The sequence below is a fragment of the Pedobacter flavus genome (assembly GCF_036324285.1).
In the GTDB taxonomy this organism is placed as follows: Bacteria; Bacteroidota; Bacteroidia; order Sphingobacteriales; family Sphingobacteriaceae; genus Pedobacter; species Pedobacter flavus.
In genome coordinates this window covers 920444-935453 of sequence record NZ_JAZDQU010000001.1, presented here as the reverse complement: position 1 = coordinate 935453, position 15010 = coordinate 920444, and the positions used below count along the sequence as shown (strand labels likewise).

Annotated in this window: 16 protein-coding genes; 1 reads left to right on the top strand and 15 read right to left on the bottom strand. The window is 33.1% G+C overall.

Annotation, left to right across the window (positions count from 1 at the left end; genetic code table 11):
- Positions 1–12 precede the first annotated feature (12 nt).
- Positions 13–882 carry a pirin family protein gene (locus tag VRU49_RS04370; RefSeq protein ID WP_330145565.1) on the top strand — a complete coding sequence of 290 codons (870 nt, stop codon included), beginning with the start codon at positions 13–15 and terminating at the stop codon, positions 880–882.
- A gap of 9 nt (positions 883–891) precedes the next feature.
- On the opposite strand, the gene ispF is transcribed toward VRU49_RS04370, so the two are convergent.
- From ispF to VRU49_RS04295, 15 genes are all read right to left on the bottom strand, one after another.
- Positions 892–1371 (bottom strand): 2-C-methyl-D-erythritol 2,4-cyclodiphosphate synthase, encoded by a 480-nt coding sequence (ispF, locus tag VRU49_RS04365; RefSeq protein ID WP_330145564.1) that lies wholly within the window; start codon positions 1369–1371, stop codon positions 892–894.
- A gap of 22 nt (positions 1372–1393) precedes the next feature.
- Entirely contained in the window at positions 1394–2527 is a 1134-nt protein-coding gene (porV, locus tag VRU49_RS04360) for a type IX secretion system outer membrane channel protein PorV (RefSeq protein ID WP_330145563.1), read from the bottom strand.
- Between the two features lie 173 nt (positions 2528–2700).
- Complete coding sequence (locus VRU49_RS04355) at positions 2701–3198, bottom strand: acyl-CoA carboxylase biotin carboxyl carrier protein subunit (protein ID WP_330145562.1); 498 nt, start codon at positions 3196–3198, stop codon at positions 2701–2703.
- 192 nt (positions 3199–3390) lie between these two features.
- On the bottom strand, positions 3391–4095 hold the full coding sequence (locus VRU49_RS04350; protein ID WP_330145561.1) for a 16S rRNA (uracil(1498)-N(3))-methyltransferase: 705 nt from the start codon (positions 4093–4095) through the stop codon (positions 3391–3393).
- Positions 4096–4101: 6 nt separating this feature from the next.
- The gene (locus tag VRU49_RS04345) at positions 4102–5421 is read right to left on the bottom strand and encodes a hemolysin family protein (RefSeq protein ID WP_330145560.1); all 1320 of its coding nucleotides are present in this window, start codon (positions 5419–5421) and stop codon (positions 4102–4104) included.
- A complete protein-coding gene (locus VRU49_RS04340; RefSeq protein WP_330145559.1) occupies positions 5421–5972 on the bottom strand; it encodes an inorganic diphosphatase in 552 nt (183 codons plus the stop codon). The genes VRU49_RS04345 and VRU49_RS04340 overlap by 1 nt, the downstream gene beginning before the upstream one ends.
- On the bottom strand, positions 5965–6633 hold the full coding sequence (locus VRU49_RS04335) for a DedA family protein (RefSeq protein WP_330145558.1): 669 nt from the start codon (positions 6631–6633) through the stop codon (positions 5965–5967). Before VRU49_RS04335 ends, VRU49_RS04340 begins: the two co-directional genes overlap by 8 nt.
- Before the next feature lie 42 nt (positions 6634–6675).
- Positions 6676–8046 (bottom strand): NADH-quinone oxidoreductase subunit N, encoded by a 1371-nt coding sequence (locus VRU49_RS04330; protein WP_330145557.1) that lies wholly within the window; start codon positions 8044–8046, stop codon positions 6676–6678.
- Between the two features lie 5 nt (positions 8047–8051).
- Positions 8052–9527: a complex I subunit 4 family protein gene (locus VRU49_RS04325; protein WP_330145556.1), complete on the bottom strand. Its 1476-nt coding sequence runs from the start codon at positions 9525–9527 to the stop codon at positions 8052–8054.
- Positions 9528–9543: 16 nt separating this feature from the next.
- On the bottom strand, positions 9544–11439 hold the full coding sequence (gene nuoL, locus VRU49_RS04320) for an NADH-quinone oxidoreductase subunit L (RefSeq protein WP_330145555.1): 1896 nt from the start codon (positions 11437–11439) through the stop codon (positions 9544–9546).
- Between the two features lie 49 nt (positions 11440–11488).
- Complete coding sequence (gene nuoK / locus VRU49_RS04315; protein WP_330145554.1) at positions 11489–11818, bottom strand: NADH-quinone oxidoreductase subunit NuoK; 330 nt, start codon at positions 11816–11818, stop codon at positions 11489–11491.
- Positions 11811–12317 (bottom strand): NADH-quinone oxidoreductase subunit J family protein, encoded by a 507-nt coding sequence (locus VRU49_RS04310; RefSeq protein ID WP_330145553.1) that lies wholly within the window; start codon positions 12315–12317, stop codon positions 11811–11813. The genes nuoK and VRU49_RS04310 overlap by 8 nt, the downstream gene beginning before the upstream one ends.
- Before the next feature lie 113 nt (positions 12318–12430).
- Positions 12431–12928 carry a NuoI/complex I 23 kDa subunit family protein gene (locus VRU49_RS04305; protein WP_330145552.1) on the bottom strand — a complete coding sequence of 166 codons (498 nt, stop codon included), beginning with the start codon at positions 12926–12928 and terminating at the stop codon, positions 12431–12433.
- A 6-nt stretch (positions 12929–12934) separates the two neighbouring features.
- Positions 12935–13972, bottom strand: a complete 1038-nt coding sequence (nuoH, locus tag VRU49_RS04300) for an NADH-quinone oxidoreductase subunit NuoH (RefSeq protein ID WP_330145551.1) — start codon at positions 13970–13972, stop codon at positions 12935–12937.
- Positions 13972–14982, bottom strand: coding sequence for an NADH-quinone oxidoreductase subunit G (locus VRU49_RS04295; protein ID WP_330145550.1), 1011 nt, complete (start codon positions 14980–14982; stop codon positions 13972–13974). Before VRU49_RS04295 ends, nuoH begins: the two co-directional genes overlap by 1 nt.
- Between the last annotated feature and the right edge of the window lie 28 nt (positions 14983–15010).

Sequence of the window (15010 nt, the reverse complement as noted above, 5' to 3'; positions counted from 1 at the left end):
TAAGGAATAAAAATGTCTGATTATAGAGATGTAACTGCAATCCTAAATCCTCCGCCAGCTAATAAAATTGGGGATGGATTTAGGGTTCATAATTTTACGCCTGATGGGTATAAGATAGATTTAGATCCATTTTATTTAATCGACTATAATGCCTGTATAAATGTTGCTGCATGCAATAAACAACTTGGTGTGCATAGTCACCCACATAGAGGTTTAGAATCGGTAACCCTAGTTTATTACGGTGCCATTGAACATTTAGATAGTGCGGGAAATACAGGGATTATTAATGCAGGTGAGGTTGAATGGACTACAGCTGGAAGAGGAATTCTTCATAAAGAAATTTATGAATCTGAGTTTTCAAAAAATGGAGGGCCATTACAGTTGGTTCAACTTTGGGTAAATTTACCCGCGGCACATAAATTATGTCCACCTAAATATCAACCTATAAAAAGGAAGGATATGGGACGCTACGAGCTTGCCAATAATTTAGGTTGTATTGAAGTTATTGCAGGAAACTATTCAGGTATAGATGGTCCGGCTGAGACTTTTACAGATATAGAAATGTATAATGGCCGACTAAACAAAGGCGCTTTAGTAAATTTTAAATTTTTAAATCACCATAATACGGCACTACTTGTTTTAGAAGGCGATATAATTATAAATGAAGCACACCCAATAAAAGCTAATCAAATGGTATATTTTAAACCCGGTGATGGCAAAATTAGTGTGCGAGCTACAACAAACTGCATAATTCTTCTATTAAGCGGAGCGCCAATTAATGAACCTATTGTGCAATTTGGCCCATTTCTTATGAATAATAATGAAGAGCTGGAAAAAGCAATATTAGATTATAACTACGGAGAGTTTGGATACCTAAGCTAGTTTTAACAACTAGCTTTTTTGAATTAAACAAACTGCATAAGCTACAACACCTTCTTCTCTTCCAATAAAACCCATGGTTTCGTTTGTGGTAGCTTTTATAGAGATATCTTCTACTTCTAACTGAAAAGCTTTTGCAATATGCTTTTTCATTTCAGGGATATGCGGATTAATTTTAGGTGCCTCTAAGCATAACATGGCATCTATATTCCCGATTTCATATCCTGCACTTTTTATTAGTTTTAATGTTTCTTCAGCTATTATTAAGCTGCTTATCCCCTTCCATCTATCGTCTGTATTCTTAAAATGGAAACCAATATCTCCTAAATTTGCTGCTCCCAAAAGTGCATCACATATTGCATGTAATAATACATCCGCATCCGAATGTCCAAATGCACCTTTATAATGATCTAGTTGAATTCCGCCTAGAACAAACGGATGGTTGTCTTTTAATTGATGAACATCGAACCCAAACCCTACTTTAATTTTCATTTATCTTCTTCTTTCTAATAACTTAATTAACACCAAAATTAAACAACAGCCCAAATCTTAAAATTCCTGCTAGCGGACTTTTCTTTGCATCGCCAACTAAATAAGACATATCTATATTAAATACATTATATTTTAAGCCTGCGCCTAAAGTTAAGTATCTTCTGTTTCCTTTGTCTGGATGTTCGTAAAAGTAACCAGCTCTTAATGCAAATTGTTGATTATACCAATACTCCATACCCGTAGCAAAACTAATTTCGCTTAATTCTTCCGATAATCCTCCTGGAGCATCAGAAAATGACCCAAATATTCCAGAAGTAATGCTCCTATTAGGATCTCTGCCTCTTAATATTTTTCCATTTATATCATATTCAGGCTGAGTGGGAACTAAAAGTTTATTTAAATCGAACGAAAATGTAAAAGAATTTTCATCGTCTAAAAGGAAAGTATTGGCGATACCTAACTTTAAGTTAGTTGGTAAAAACTCTTCATTTCCACCATCAACATAGCTTAATTTCGTGCCAATATTCGAAACATTTATACCTGCAGAGAATATGGAATTTGTATTAAAAACTACTGCATTCGACTTATAAAAAGCCGATAAATCCATTGCGACGGCAGTTCCAGGTCTTGTATCTTGTCCAGCTACAAACTGACCAGAGAACAAATCAGAATAAATATATCTTACTGAAGAAGCCAATGATAAATTATAGCCAAAGTTTCTAGCAAAGGTAAAGTCTAACGCAAATTCGTTTGGATTATAAGTCCCTAAATCTTGTTGATTCTGATCTGTTAATTGTATTTGCCCTAAAGAGAAATATCTTAAAGAAGCGCCTATGGTGTTTCTATTACTTAAATGATAAAAACCACTTAAATAAGCTAAATTAACATCAGGAATTATTTGTTTTAGCCATGGACTATAAGAAACTGCAAAACCTCCTGGCTCTTCTAAAAATGCAATTTTAGAAGGATTATTACTTAAAGAATTGGCGTCTCCAGAAATTGCCACCCCAACATCTCCCATACTTCCTGAACGTGCATCAGGCGTAATTCTTAGAAATGGCACTGCTGTTTGAATAGAATTACTACCGCTTCCATTTGTTTGTGTTACGGTTGTACTTTGAGCATATACTGTCCCAATTGACATAAAAAATGCCATCACAAAAAAAACAGATTCGCTAAAATTCTTCAATTCTTAAGGATGATTTTGGTCTTAATATATAACTAAATATAATACATTATTCACCTATAAACGAACAATATTAAGCTTTATGATGTATAAGGCATAAATATTTAATTATTTTAAAAAACTTGTCGTAAAACTTTAGTTTACTACTCAAATTCTATTAAAACAGCATTTTTTTCGACCTTATCACCAACATTAATATTAATTTTTGCGATTTTCCCATCAGATGGCGACTTTAATATATTCTCCATTTTCATGGCTTCTAACACCAATAGATTATCGCCTTTTTTAATTTCCTGTCCAACAGTAACAGACACACCTAATACCAAGCCTGGCATAGGAGCATTAACATTTTTTATTTTTTTAGTAGCTAGATCTTCAAGCCCCAATTGCTTCAATAATAAGTCGAATTGATCTTTTACAGCAACAGAATAAACATTTCCATTAACTTTAATTTGCATATTCTTGTCATCATCTTCACCAACCAATTCTACAGAATAAGAACGATTATCGTGTAAGATATGATAATTTTTTGCGTCAATTTTTTGAGCATTTATTTGTATAGATTTTCCATTAACAACTAAATCTGAACCCGAGTTCTCTATTTCTAATACTTGATTATTATTTACTGTAATCTTTAACATACTAATTTGGTAAGGTATATTTTAAACAAACTCCTCTCAATATGCTTATTTAAGTAGGGATTTGGCTTTTAAATGCGCTAACTATTTCCCATTAATAAATTCTAAGCTAAACGTGGTTTTCCTTCTTATTTAAGTAAGATTACCGCTAAAGAGTTTAAATTTTGGTTAAATATAAGATGATTATAGGGATTTTCAATGATTTAGATAATTGGCTTCAAAGCATGCCGCAAGCGCAGCAGTTTCTGTCCTTAATCTACTTTCACCTAAAGAAATTGCTTTAAATCCATTATCGAGTGCTAATTGAATTTCATTTGGCGTGAAATCTCCTTCAGGGCCAATTAAAATTAAACAAGTTTCGGAAGGCGTTAAACTCTCTTTTAAAGTTGTTTTAGGCTGATCTAAACAATGAGCAATATACTTACACTTGATATGATCATATTGCTTAATAAACTTTAAAAATGAAATAGAATCTTCTATTATAGGATGGTATGCTTTTATAGATTGCTTAACGGCTGAGGTAATGACCTTTTCTAATCTCTCTATTTTTACCGCTTTCCTTTCAGATCGATCACAAATAATCATAGAAACTTGATCAATCCCAATCTCAGTAGCTTTTTCTAAAAACCATTCGGTTCTTTCTATATTCTTTGTTGGCGCTAATGCAATATGCAAATAAAAAGGTCGCTTACCGTATTCTCCAATTTTAGAAAGTACGTTTACAGCGACCTGTTTTTTTGTAATATTAGAAATTTCTGCCGTGTAAAATCCGCCTTTGCCATCTACTAAAGTCAACACATCGCCCAAATTCATTCTTAAAACTTGTGTACAATGTTTACTTTCCTGTTCATTTAGAACATAGGTATTTCCTTCTATTTCTGGCGTATAAAAGACGTGCATAAATGCTTATCTATTATCAACGGCATCAGATTGGTTAATTACCAACTCTAATTTAATGGTTTCAATATTTTGTTCCGTTTTTTTCAAAATGGTAAATATATACCCGAAACATTCATTTGTATCGCCCACCTCCGGAATACGACCGAAAGTTTGAGTAATTAATCCTGCAATGGTATCATAATCTTCATCTTCAGGCAAATCATGAGGTAATAACTCATTTACATCGTAAACGGTTGCAGTAGCACTGATAATATATTCTGTATCAGAAATTTTTTCTACTATTGGCTTCTCTTCATCATATTCATCTTGAATTTCACCAACAATTTCTTCTACAATATCCTCTAATGTTACCATACCGGCAGTTCCACCAAACTCATCAATAACAATAGCTATCTGAATTCTCTTTTGTTGAAGTTCAGTTAGCAAATCATTGATTTTTTTATTCTCAGGAATAAAGTATGGTTTCCTTAAAATATCGGCCAAATTCCAATCAGATTTTTTAGCGATTAGAGGTAATATATCTTTAGCATGAACTATACCTACAATCTTATCGATTACCTCATCGTAAATAGGCAATCTAGAATATCCTTCTGCAATAATTTTATTAATTAGCTCGTCTTTTGACGCACCTAATTCTACAGCAGAAATTTTAGTACGCGGTACCATAATGTGTTTAACAACACGCTCATTAAAGTCAAATACATTTTTAATTAACTCATGTTCGTTGTTGTCAAGCGCTCCGCTTTCCTTACCTTGATCTAATAAATACTGTAATTCTTCGGAGCTATGATGTGCATCATGCCCGCCGGTCATACTAATACCCATTAGTTTTAAAATACTATTTGCGAATGAATTTAAAACCCAAATAATAGGTCTAAAAACAACGTAAAATAAATATAAAGGTAATGCAATACCCATAGTAGTACCTATGGGACGTTGTATAGCTAAGCTCTTCGGAGCTAACTCACCAAATACAATGTGTAAAATGGTAATAATTGAGAAGGCTAAAACATGTCCTAAAGTAGTAGCAACGTTTTCGGCAAGGTTAATATTGATTAAATCAAAAAACACTTGCACAATTTTAGTCATAACCCCTTCACCTACCCAACCTAGGGCAAGAGAAGCCAAAGTAATTCCTAACTGTGTTGCGGCTAAATACCCATCTAAATTTTGGGTCATGTGTTTAGCCAATTTAGCAATACGATTTCCAGTTTTTGCTTTTATCTCAATTTGAGAAGCTCTAACCTTAACAATAGCAAATTCAGCAGCTACAAAAAAGCCGTTTAAAAAAACTAAGAATAAGGTTATAAAAATATCAAGTGCCATTATTTAATATTTCTAAATGTAGAATTATATAGCTCAATACTTTCGTTAATTACTTTTTGTGCGTACCTTTTACCTAATAGATGCTCTATTGTTACATTTTTCTCTTCTAATGCCTTGTAATCTTGGAAAAATCTTACAATTTCCTTCATCGTATGTGGAGGTAATTCAGATAAATCATTGATATAATTTACAGACATATCGTTTTTTGCAACAGCAATAATTTTATCGTCTTGCTCACCATTATCTACCATGTGCATAACACCTATTACTTTAGATTCTATTAAAGTCATTGGATAAACGTCTACAGAGCATAATACTAAAATATCCAATGGATCGTTATCATCACAAAACGTTTGTGGAATGAAACCATAATTAGCTGGATACATTACAGATGAGAATAAAACTCTGTCTAATTTAATTAAATTAGAGTCTTTATCAATTTCATACTTCGCTTTAGATCCTTTTGGGATTTCAATAATCGCGTTAACAAATTCTGGAACATTTTTGCCGGGAGAAATGGCATGCCAGGGGTGGTGGTCGTCTTTAGTCATTTTTACTTATTGTTTCATTATTATTTTCTTCCACTGCAACAGTTTTCTTCTTTAAAAAAGTAACCATTAGTGGTATTGTTGTTATTACTATAAATCCAACAATTATATAAAGCAAATAATCATTTATTTCTTTTTCAAATCTTTTACCTAGTAAATAACCCAACAAAGTTAAAGAAGTGATCCATAATATTGCACCAGAAATATTATAAAATGCAAATTTTTTAAAATTCATCTTAACTACGCCGGCAAATATTGGAGCAAAAGTTCTCACAATTGGCACAAATCTACCCATAATGAGTGCAAATGCGCCTTGTTTTTTATAATACTGCTCTGCAGCAACTAAATATCTTTTCTTAAAAAACAGAGATTCCTTCCTATTATATAAAATAGGTCCAGTTCTTCTTCCAAACCAATAACCTGTAAAATTCCCTGTTACTGCGGCTGTAATTAAACCAAGTATTAAAGTTGTGATAGATACATCAAGGCTATTTGTGGCAACAAACATACCTGCCAAAAAAAGCAGATAATCACCTGGAAGGAAAAAACCTATTAATAAACCAGTTTCCGCAAATATTACAAAAAGCAATAAGTAAAACCCGCCCTCTCTTAATAAGGTGGCAGGATCAATTACAGTCTGTAATGAATTCCATAGCTCTTGCATAAATATTTACACATAAAACTACAAATAAATTTTAAAGAAAATTTATAATATATTTAAAATGACAGAAGGATAGATTCCAATTACTAAAGTTATAATAACTCCAAGTACAATAATTGCCTTATAAGCAAGAGAAATTGGGATAACAACTTCTTTTCCTTCTTTAAAATAAACAGCAATTATAACTTTAAAATAATAATAGAATCCAATCAAGGCATTCACAATAGCTACTACCACTAGTAATGTATGATACTCGTTCATCACATTTACAAACATCACATATTTACCTATAAAACCGGCTGTTAACGGGATTCCTGCAAACGATAACATGGCTATGGTTAATGTTAAAGCTAATAATGGATTCTTTTTCGCTAAACCATTAAAGCTCTCAAAACTATCACTTCCTAAATTTTGCTTAACCAAAATTAAAATAGCAAAAGCAACTAAACTTGCTGCAATATAGGCTGTAGCATATAACAATACGCTATTATTACTTGATGAACTCAATACAATCAAAGAGAATAACAAGTATCCAGCATGACTGATACTTGACCATCCCAGCATTCTCTTGAAGTTCTTTTGAAATAAAGCCGTGATATTTGCTGTGAATAAAGTTAAAATAACAATAACCAATAATGCTGGCAACCAAAAATCGTGTAATGGAGCAAAAGTATTTCCAAATAGTTTTAATAAAGCTGCAAAACCCGCCGCTTTTACCACAGTTGCCATAAATGCAGTAATCATGGTTGGCGATCCTTCATACACATCTGGTGTCCAGAAGTGAAATGGAACTACCCCAATTTTAAAACACATTCCTATTAACATTAATATGATACCTGGGTAAAATAATGTAGAAACAGATGTAGGGTTATTTATTAAATATTGCTCTATAACTTTAATATCGAAACTTCCGGTTGCACCATAAATTAAAGTGATACCGAAAAGTAAAAATCCAGTTGAAAAAGCACCCATTAAAAAATATTTTAAAGAGGCTTCGTTAGAACCAAAATCGCGCTTTCTTATTCCCGCAAGAATATATAAACTTACCGACATAATTTCTAAACCAACAAATAGCATAGAAAGGTTTAAGTAAGATACCATCATTACCATCCCGACTAATGCAAACAGCATTAAGGTGAAATATTCGGCTAAATAATCACTATTGGTAAAATAATTCTTGCTTAATAAAAATATTAAAAAACTACCTGTTAATATTAAAACTGTAAATGCAATGGCATAATTATCCATCAACATCATATCGTAGTTATTAATGTTTTTATTCCAACCATTTATGGCAAAGCCCATTGCAACGCCTAATCCGATTAATGATAATGGCAACAAAGCTTTTTTAGCTTTGTAAAGTCCTGTATATAAAACAATAAAGGCGGTTAATACAATTGTTATTATAATATTCATTTATACTAGCGTTGAAGTTTAATCTGGATTTGTTGAAGCAATTGTTGAACAGAAGCTTCAGAAATTTCAAAAATTGGTTTTGGGTACACTCCTAAAGCAATTACTAAGAAACAAATGCTAAATAATACTACTTTTTCTGACCCTGCAATATCTTTAAAAACTACAGTTAAATCGTTAGTTGTACCTAACATAGTTTTTTGGTACATGCGAAACATATATACTGCAGAAAATATAATGGTTAATCCTGCAACAGCTGCAGCCCAAATATTATATTCGAATAATTGCATTAATAATAAAAATTCGCCGGGGAAACCATTTGTTCCTGGTAAGGCTACCGTTCCCAATAAGATAATTAAAAATGTAATGGCTAATAGAGGAGCTGATTTTGCTATTCCTCCCATTTCAGAAATCTTTAATGTTCCCAATCTAGATTGAAGAATATCTATCACAAAAAACAATCCTACAACATTAATACCGTGACTTAGCATTTGGATCATAGACCCTTGTAATCCTTGTACACCATTTTGAGACAATACTGAGGCAAAAATACCAGCAGAAATTAATCCAACGTGACTAATAGATGAATAAGCAATTAATCTTTTGCTATCGCCTCTTGTAAATGCAATAATTGCAGCGTAAGTAATTCCTATTATTGATAAGATAATTACTATACCACCCCATTCTTGTACACCTAATGGAACTACTGGCAATAACCATCTAATTACGCCATAAATACCCATTTTTAGCATAATACCAGATAATAACATGGTTCCTTGGGCAGGTGCCGATGTATAAGTATCTGGTTGCCAAGTATGGAAAGGGAAAACTGGCATCTTAATAGCAAAAGCTAGGAAGAAAGCTAAAAATACCCAAGATTGTTGAACTGAATCTAGGTTTAAAGCATAAAATGATGCTAATGCAAAGTTATTATCTGGATTTTGTAAGTAGAGATAAATCATCCCTAATAACATAAACAAGGATCCTGCAATGGTGTAAACAAAAAATTTCATGTTTACTTTAATTCTGTCCTTTCCTCCCCACAGTGCACAAATAAAATAAATTGGAATTAATGCTGCTTCCCATCCTATATAGAATAAAAATGCATCTAATGCAGTAAATACAATTAATAATCCCAACTGCATAAATAAAATTAAACCATAAAATGCATTGGGTTTAGAATGATTGTGTTGAAAACCAGCCAAAATAATTAATGGCACTAATACATTTGTTAACAGAATAGTAATCATACTAATTCCGTCGACACCCGCCATAAACTTAATTCCAAATTCTGGAATCCATGGATAATTTAATTCAAATTGTAATGCTGCATTAGGTTGGAAATTAGCCAACATCACTCCAGCAACGGCCAGACTAAGTAAAGAAAATATAAGGCCAATAATTTTGGCATTCGCACCACTCATAAAGGTTACTAATGAGCCTACAAATGGTATAATTAATAATAAAAGTAATAGTTGCTCCATCTTTTTGGACGATCCTTTATAGTGCTAAAAATGTATAAATAAATAGGGCAATTATCCCTACTACCATCATGAATAAATAAAAACCTACGTTTCCAGATTGTAATAACCTTAGTCCTTTACTACTTTCGTTTGCAGTAAGACCTAGTCCATTCACAATTCCGTCGATTATCTTTTTGTCGAAAATTCTATAAAAAATTACTGAAATTTTCTCTAGTGGTTTTACAATTATGGCATTGTACAATTCATCAACATAAAATTTATGGTATGAAAGGTTGGCTAAGAAACTACGTTCACCTGCATCAGCAACTGGAACATGATTTCCTTTAATATATTTAAAATAAGCAATCGCGATAGCAACTACTGCTCCTCCCACAGAAACACTCATTATGATATATTCAGTAGCATGATCTAAATGAATAGGTCTTACACCATTTAGAACTGGCGATAACCATTGAGCTAACCAATTATTACCTCCAAAAACTTCTGGGATTCCTATAATACCGCCTATTGCAGATAAAATAGCCAAAACAATTAATGGGAAAGTCATAGTAGATGGCGATTCATGAACAGATTCTTCTGCATGATGTGTTCCTCTAAACTGACCATAAAAAGTTAAGAATAACATTCTAAACATATAAAATGCAGTTAATGCGGCACAAAACACGCCAATTCCCCACATCAATTGATTGTATTCGAAAACATGTGCAAGTATTTCATCTTTTGAGAAGAAACCTGAAAAAGGAGGGATTCCAGATATCGCAATCGTTCCTATTAACATAGTCACAAATGTTATTGGCATCTTCTTTTTTAATCCACCCATATTACGCATATCCTGATCATGGTGCATACCATGAATAACAGATCCTGCTGCTAAAAACAATAAAGCTTTAAAGAAAGCATGTGTTAAAACATGGAAAAATGACCCTGAATAAGCGCCTACGCCTAATCCCAAAAACATATAACCTAATTGAGAAACTGTTGAGTAGGCTAAAACCTTCTTAATATCTGTTTGGGTAATAGCAATTAAAGCTGCTAATACAGCTGTAGCCAATCCTATTATTGCAATTAAATGCTGAATAACAGGCGCTAAATCAAACAATACATTAGAACGGGTAATCATATAAATACCTGCCGTAACCATAGTCGCGGCGTGTATTAATGCTGAAACTGGTGTAGGTCCAGCCATCGCATCAGGCAACCAAGTAAATAAAGGTAATTGTGCCGACTTACCACAAGCTGCGATAAATAAGAATAAACAAATTAAAGCAATAGTTGTATCACCAGGCATATAAGCTGCTGCCATTGGGAATATAGTAGCAAACTCTACACTTCCAAAAGTTACAAAAATTAAGAAAACACCTAATAAAAAGCCTAGATCACCAATTCTATTCATAACAAATGCTTTTTTAGCAGCACTTGCATAACTTTTATTGGTATACCAAAAACCAATTAATAAATACGAACATAAACCAACACCTTCCCATCCAATAAACATTACAATGTAGTTAGATCCTAAAACCAACAACATCATAAAGAAGATGAATAAATTTAAGTAACTAAAAAATTTACCAAATCCTTCATCATTGTGCATATATCCGATGGAATAGATATGGATTAAAAATCCAACACCTGTTATAATTAATAACATAACAGAACTTAGCGGATCGATTAAAAACGACAATGGAATTTTTAGTGATCCTGTGCTAATCCAATCGAATAAATAAATGGTATGCGATTTAACTTCAGAACCTTCTATTTCGAAAAAGATTCCGACACTTAAAGCAAAGGCAGCTAAAACAACTCCACTACCAATTATTCCAATTGCAGATTTAGAAAACGAATTTCTACCCAATCCGTTAATAATAAAACCTATTAACGGTAGTAAGGGAACAAGCCAGATTAAATTTATCATATTCAGCAAATCACCGCTTTAGCGGGATAGTTATTTTTCTAATTATTAATTACCACTTAAGTCTATTTAAGACATTTATGTCTATAGACTGCGTATTTCTATATACCATTACTATTATACTTAGTCCAACTGCAACCTCGGCAGCCGCTAAAGCCATAATAAAAAACACAAAAACTTGTCCGGACGAATCATTATGGTGTACAGAAAATGCAGCTAATAAAAGATTTACAGCATTTAACATTAACTCTACAGACATAAAAATAACAATGGCATTTCTACGAACTAGTACACCAATTACACCAATAACAAATATTAATGTACAAAACCATATATAATGATTTAAAGGTACATCCTGCATGTTTTGAAACAAACTACCCATTTTTTTGCTCCTCCTTTTTGGTTAATAATACTGCTCCAACCATTGCACTTAATAATAAAACTGAAGACAACTCAAATGGCAACATAAACGGTCCAAATAGTTGCTTACCTAAAGCCTCCACTAATCCAATTCCTGGATCTTTTAAAATTAAAGGATCCGTAATTGAAACAGATTTTAACGATCCAATTATCGTAACCAATAAACAACCACCAGCTATAATAGCTGCAATTTTAATAAACATGGATTTATTGGGTTCACTATCCTTATTTAAGTTTAAAAGCATTAACACAAATAAGAATAAAACCATTATTGCACCCATGTAAACAATGAAATTTACAACTGCTAAAAACTGTGCATTTAATAACACATAGTGTACAGTAAAGGTGAAAAAAGTAAGTATAAGATATAAAACACTATGAATAGGATTTTTTGCAAAAACTACCATCAGTGAAAAAACTACACTCAAAGTTGCTACAAAATAGAATACTTCAGTACCCATTAATTATTTATTTAGTTTTTTAATTTTCCTCTTTTGGAGGATGCGAAGCAAGCTATATCTAAACTCACAGAGCCGGGATTGCTTCATTCCCAGTTGCGATAATTTCTATTTTTTTATTTCTCCAATGGAGCCTCTACCAATTTATCTTTACCGTAAATAAAATCCTTACGTAAGTAATCAGATGGAACAATTGGTCCGTCTAAGTAAATTGCTTCTTTCGGACAAGCCTCTTCACATAATCCGCAGAAAATACAACGCAACATATTAATTTCATAAACAGAAGCATATTTTTCTTCGCGGTATAAATGTTTCTCCTCAGCTTTTCTTTCGGCCGCTATCATAGTAATAGCTTCTGCCGGACACGATAAAGCGCATAATCCGCAGGCAGTACATCTTTCTCTTCCCTCTTCATCTCTTTTTAAAGAGTGCATTCCTCTCCAGTTAGTAGAGAACTCGCGTTCTTGCTCTGGATATTTTATGGTTGGAGGTTTTTTAAAAAAGTGACCTATTGTTGTGCGTAAACCTCTAGCAATTGTAGGTAGGTATAACCTCTCTCCTAAAGTTAGTGGCTTGGGATCTAATACTTTCTTTTTATTGCTTATAGATTCCATAACTGATTAAAAATTATTCGTTAATGCAATAACAATTGCGGTAATAACAATATTAGCGATCGCAAAAGGAATAAGTCCTTTCCATCCTAAATTCATCAATTGATCGTAACGGAAACGCGGAATTGTCCAGCGTACCCACATAAAGAAGAATATGAATGCAAATATTTTCAAAAAGAAAATAAGCGTACCAAATAAAGGTGCCCAAGTTGGACCCAATAATTCGGCCATATATCCCATTCCTGGATAATTGTATCCTCCAAAATATAATGCAGCTAAAATAGTCGAAGAAACAAACATATTGATGTATTCTGCGAACATATAAAAGCCCAATTTCATTGACGAATACTCAACCATATAACCACTATTTAACTCAGCTTCACATTCTGCTAAGTCGAAAGGTGCTCTATTTGTCTCTGCAAACGCACACACTAAGAAAATTATAAATCCTAACGGCTGATAAAATACATTCCATTTAATTCCCTCTTGTTGAGCAACAATTTCTCTTAAACTTAAGGTATCTGTTACAAGAATTAATCCTATAATAGATAATCCCATAGCAATCTCATAACTAATATTTTGAGATGCAGCGCGGATAGAACTCAATAATGAGAATTTATTATTAGATGCCCAACCTCCAATAAGAACGCCATAAACACCTAATGATATAACTCCGAAAATATATAACAATCCAACATTTACATCTGTAACTTGTAATGGAATAGTTTTATCTCCAATTTGAATATCTTGTCCCCAAGGAATAACTGCAGTACCAATACAAGCACAAAACATTGCTAAACCAGGACCCAGAATAAATAACCATTTATTAGAATTAGCAGGAATAATTTCCTCCTTCATAAACATTTTTATACCGTCTGCAAGCGGCTGTAATATTCCGAAGGGGCCCGCTCTATCTGGTCCGTATCTATCTTGTAAAAAAGCAGCAACTTTTCGTTCTGCATAAGTGGAATACATTGCTACTACTAAACTAATAGCAAAAACTACCACGATAAGCAAAAATTTCTCTATAACAAAGTTAATTTCCATTAGATTTTAGTGCTTTTTTCTAATTCACGCTTATTGGCAGCTTGTAATGCCAAGTTTTCATTTATCACTGGAAGTGGCTTAAAAGTATCGTAATGATTAGAACCAATTACTGAAGTAGGTTCTATTTCTGTTGGCTTCTCTAAAGTCCAATCAGCAGTTTTCTTCTTATCGAATCTACATTCATTACAGATAAAGTCTTCTACTTCACCAAACTGATCTTTTCTTGCTGTAACTCTAAGAACATCTTCACCTTTGTACCATAAGGTTACTTTTCCAGAACATTTCTCATGATTACAATTTCTATGAGCATCTACAGGTTTAGTAAACCAAACTCTATTTTTAAAGCGGAAAGTTTTATCAGTTAATGCACCAACTGGACAAACATCAATCACATTTCCAGAGAAATCATTTTCAACTACATTTTGGATATAAGTTGAGATTTCTGAGTGATCTCCACGGTTTAATACCCCATGAACCCTTTTATCTGTAATCTGATCTGCTGTATAAACGCAACGATAACATAAAATGCAACGGTTCATGTGCAGTTGAATCTTATCGCCAATGTCTATTCTATCGAAAGTACGACGCTCAAACTCATAACGAGTTTGTTGAAGTCCGTGCTCATAACTCAAATCTTGAAGATGACATTCTCCAGCTTGATCACAAACTGGACAATCTAAAGGATGGTTAATAAGCAACATCTCCACTACACCTGCCCTCGCTTTTAAAACTTCGGGAGAAGTAATATTCTGAACTTCCATACCATCCATAACAGTAGTACGGCAAGAAGCAACCAGCTTAGGCATAGGTCTAGGGTCTTTTTCAGAACCTTTAGAAACCTTTACAATGCAAGTTCTGCATTTACCACCACTACCTGCTAACTTAGAATAATAACACATTGCAGGAGGAACTACCTCACCACCTATCTGCCTTGCAGCATTTAAAATCGTGGTTCCAGCGTCTACTTCTACTGTTATTCCGTCTATTACAACTTTTACTTTTTCGCTCATCGTTTTGAAGAACTAAGTGACGATTATC

What these genes read in the sequence shown, in the direction of transcription:
- VRU49_RS04370 (WP_330145565.1), top strand. Translation starts at nt 13, where the DNA reads ATGTCTGATTATAGAGATGTAACTGCAATCCTAAATCCTCCGCCAGCT.
- ispF (WP_330145564.1), bottom strand. Translation starts at nt 1,371, where the DNA reads ATGAAAATTAAAGTAGGGTTTGGGTTCGATGTTCATCAATTAAAAGAC.
- porV (WP_330145563.1), bottom strand. Translation starts at nt 2,527, where the DNA reads ATGGCATTTTTTATGTCAATTGGGACAGTATATGCTCAAAGTACAACC.
- VRU49_RS04355 (WP_330145562.1), bottom strand. Translation starts at nt 3,198, where the DNA reads ATGTTAAAGATTACAGTAAATAATAATCAAGTATTAGAAATAGAGAAC.
- VRU49_RS04350 (WP_330145561.1), bottom strand. Translation starts at nt 4,095, where the DNA reads ATGCACGTCTTTTATACGCCAGAAATAGAAGGAAATACCTATGTTCTA.
- VRU49_RS04345 (WP_330145560.1), bottom strand. Translation starts at nt 5,421, where the DNA reads ATGGCACTTGATATTTTTATAACCTTATTCTTAGTTTTTTTAAACGGC.
- VRU49_RS04340 (WP_330145559.1), bottom strand. Translation starts at nt 5,972, where the DNA reads ATGACTAAAGACGACCACCACCCCTGGCATGCCATTTCTCCCGGCAAA.
- VRU49_RS04335 (WP_330145558.1), bottom strand. Translation starts at nt 6,633, where the DNA reads ATGCAAGAGCTATGGAATTCATTACAGACTGTAATTGATCCTGCCACC.
- VRU49_RS04330 (WP_330145557.1), bottom strand. Translation starts at nt 8,046, where the DNA reads ATGAATATTATAATAACAATTGTATTAACCGCCTTTATTGTTTTATAT.
- VRU49_RS04325 (WP_330145556.1), bottom strand. Translation starts at nt 9,527, where the DNA reads ATGGAGCAACTATTACTTTTATTATTAATTATACCATTTGTAGGCTCA.
- nuoL (WP_330145555.1), bottom strand. Translation starts at nt 11,439, where the DNA reads ATGATAAATTTAATCTGGCTTGTTCCCTTACTACCGTTAATAGGTTTT.
- nuoK (WP_330145554.1), bottom strand. Translation starts at nt 11,818, where the DNA reads ATGGGTAGTTTGTTTCAAAACATGCAGGATGTACCTTTAAATCATTAT.
- VRU49_RS04310 (WP_330145553.1), bottom strand. Translation starts at nt 12,317, where the DNA reads ATGGGTACTGAAGTATTCTATTTTGTAGCAACTTTGAGTGTAGTTTTT.
- VRU49_RS04305 (WP_330145552.1), bottom strand. Translation starts at nt 12,928, where the DNA reads ATGGAATCTATAAGCAATAAAAAGAAAGTATTAGATCCCAAGCCACTA.
- nuoH (WP_330145551.1), bottom strand. Translation starts at nt 13,972, where the DNA reads ATGGAAATTAACTTTGTTATAGAGAAATTTTTGCTTATCGTGGTAGTT.
- VRU49_RS04295 (WP_330145550.1), bottom strand. Translation starts at nt 14,982, where the DNA reads ATGAGCGAAAAAGTAAAAGTTGTAATAGACGGAATAACAGTAGAAGTA.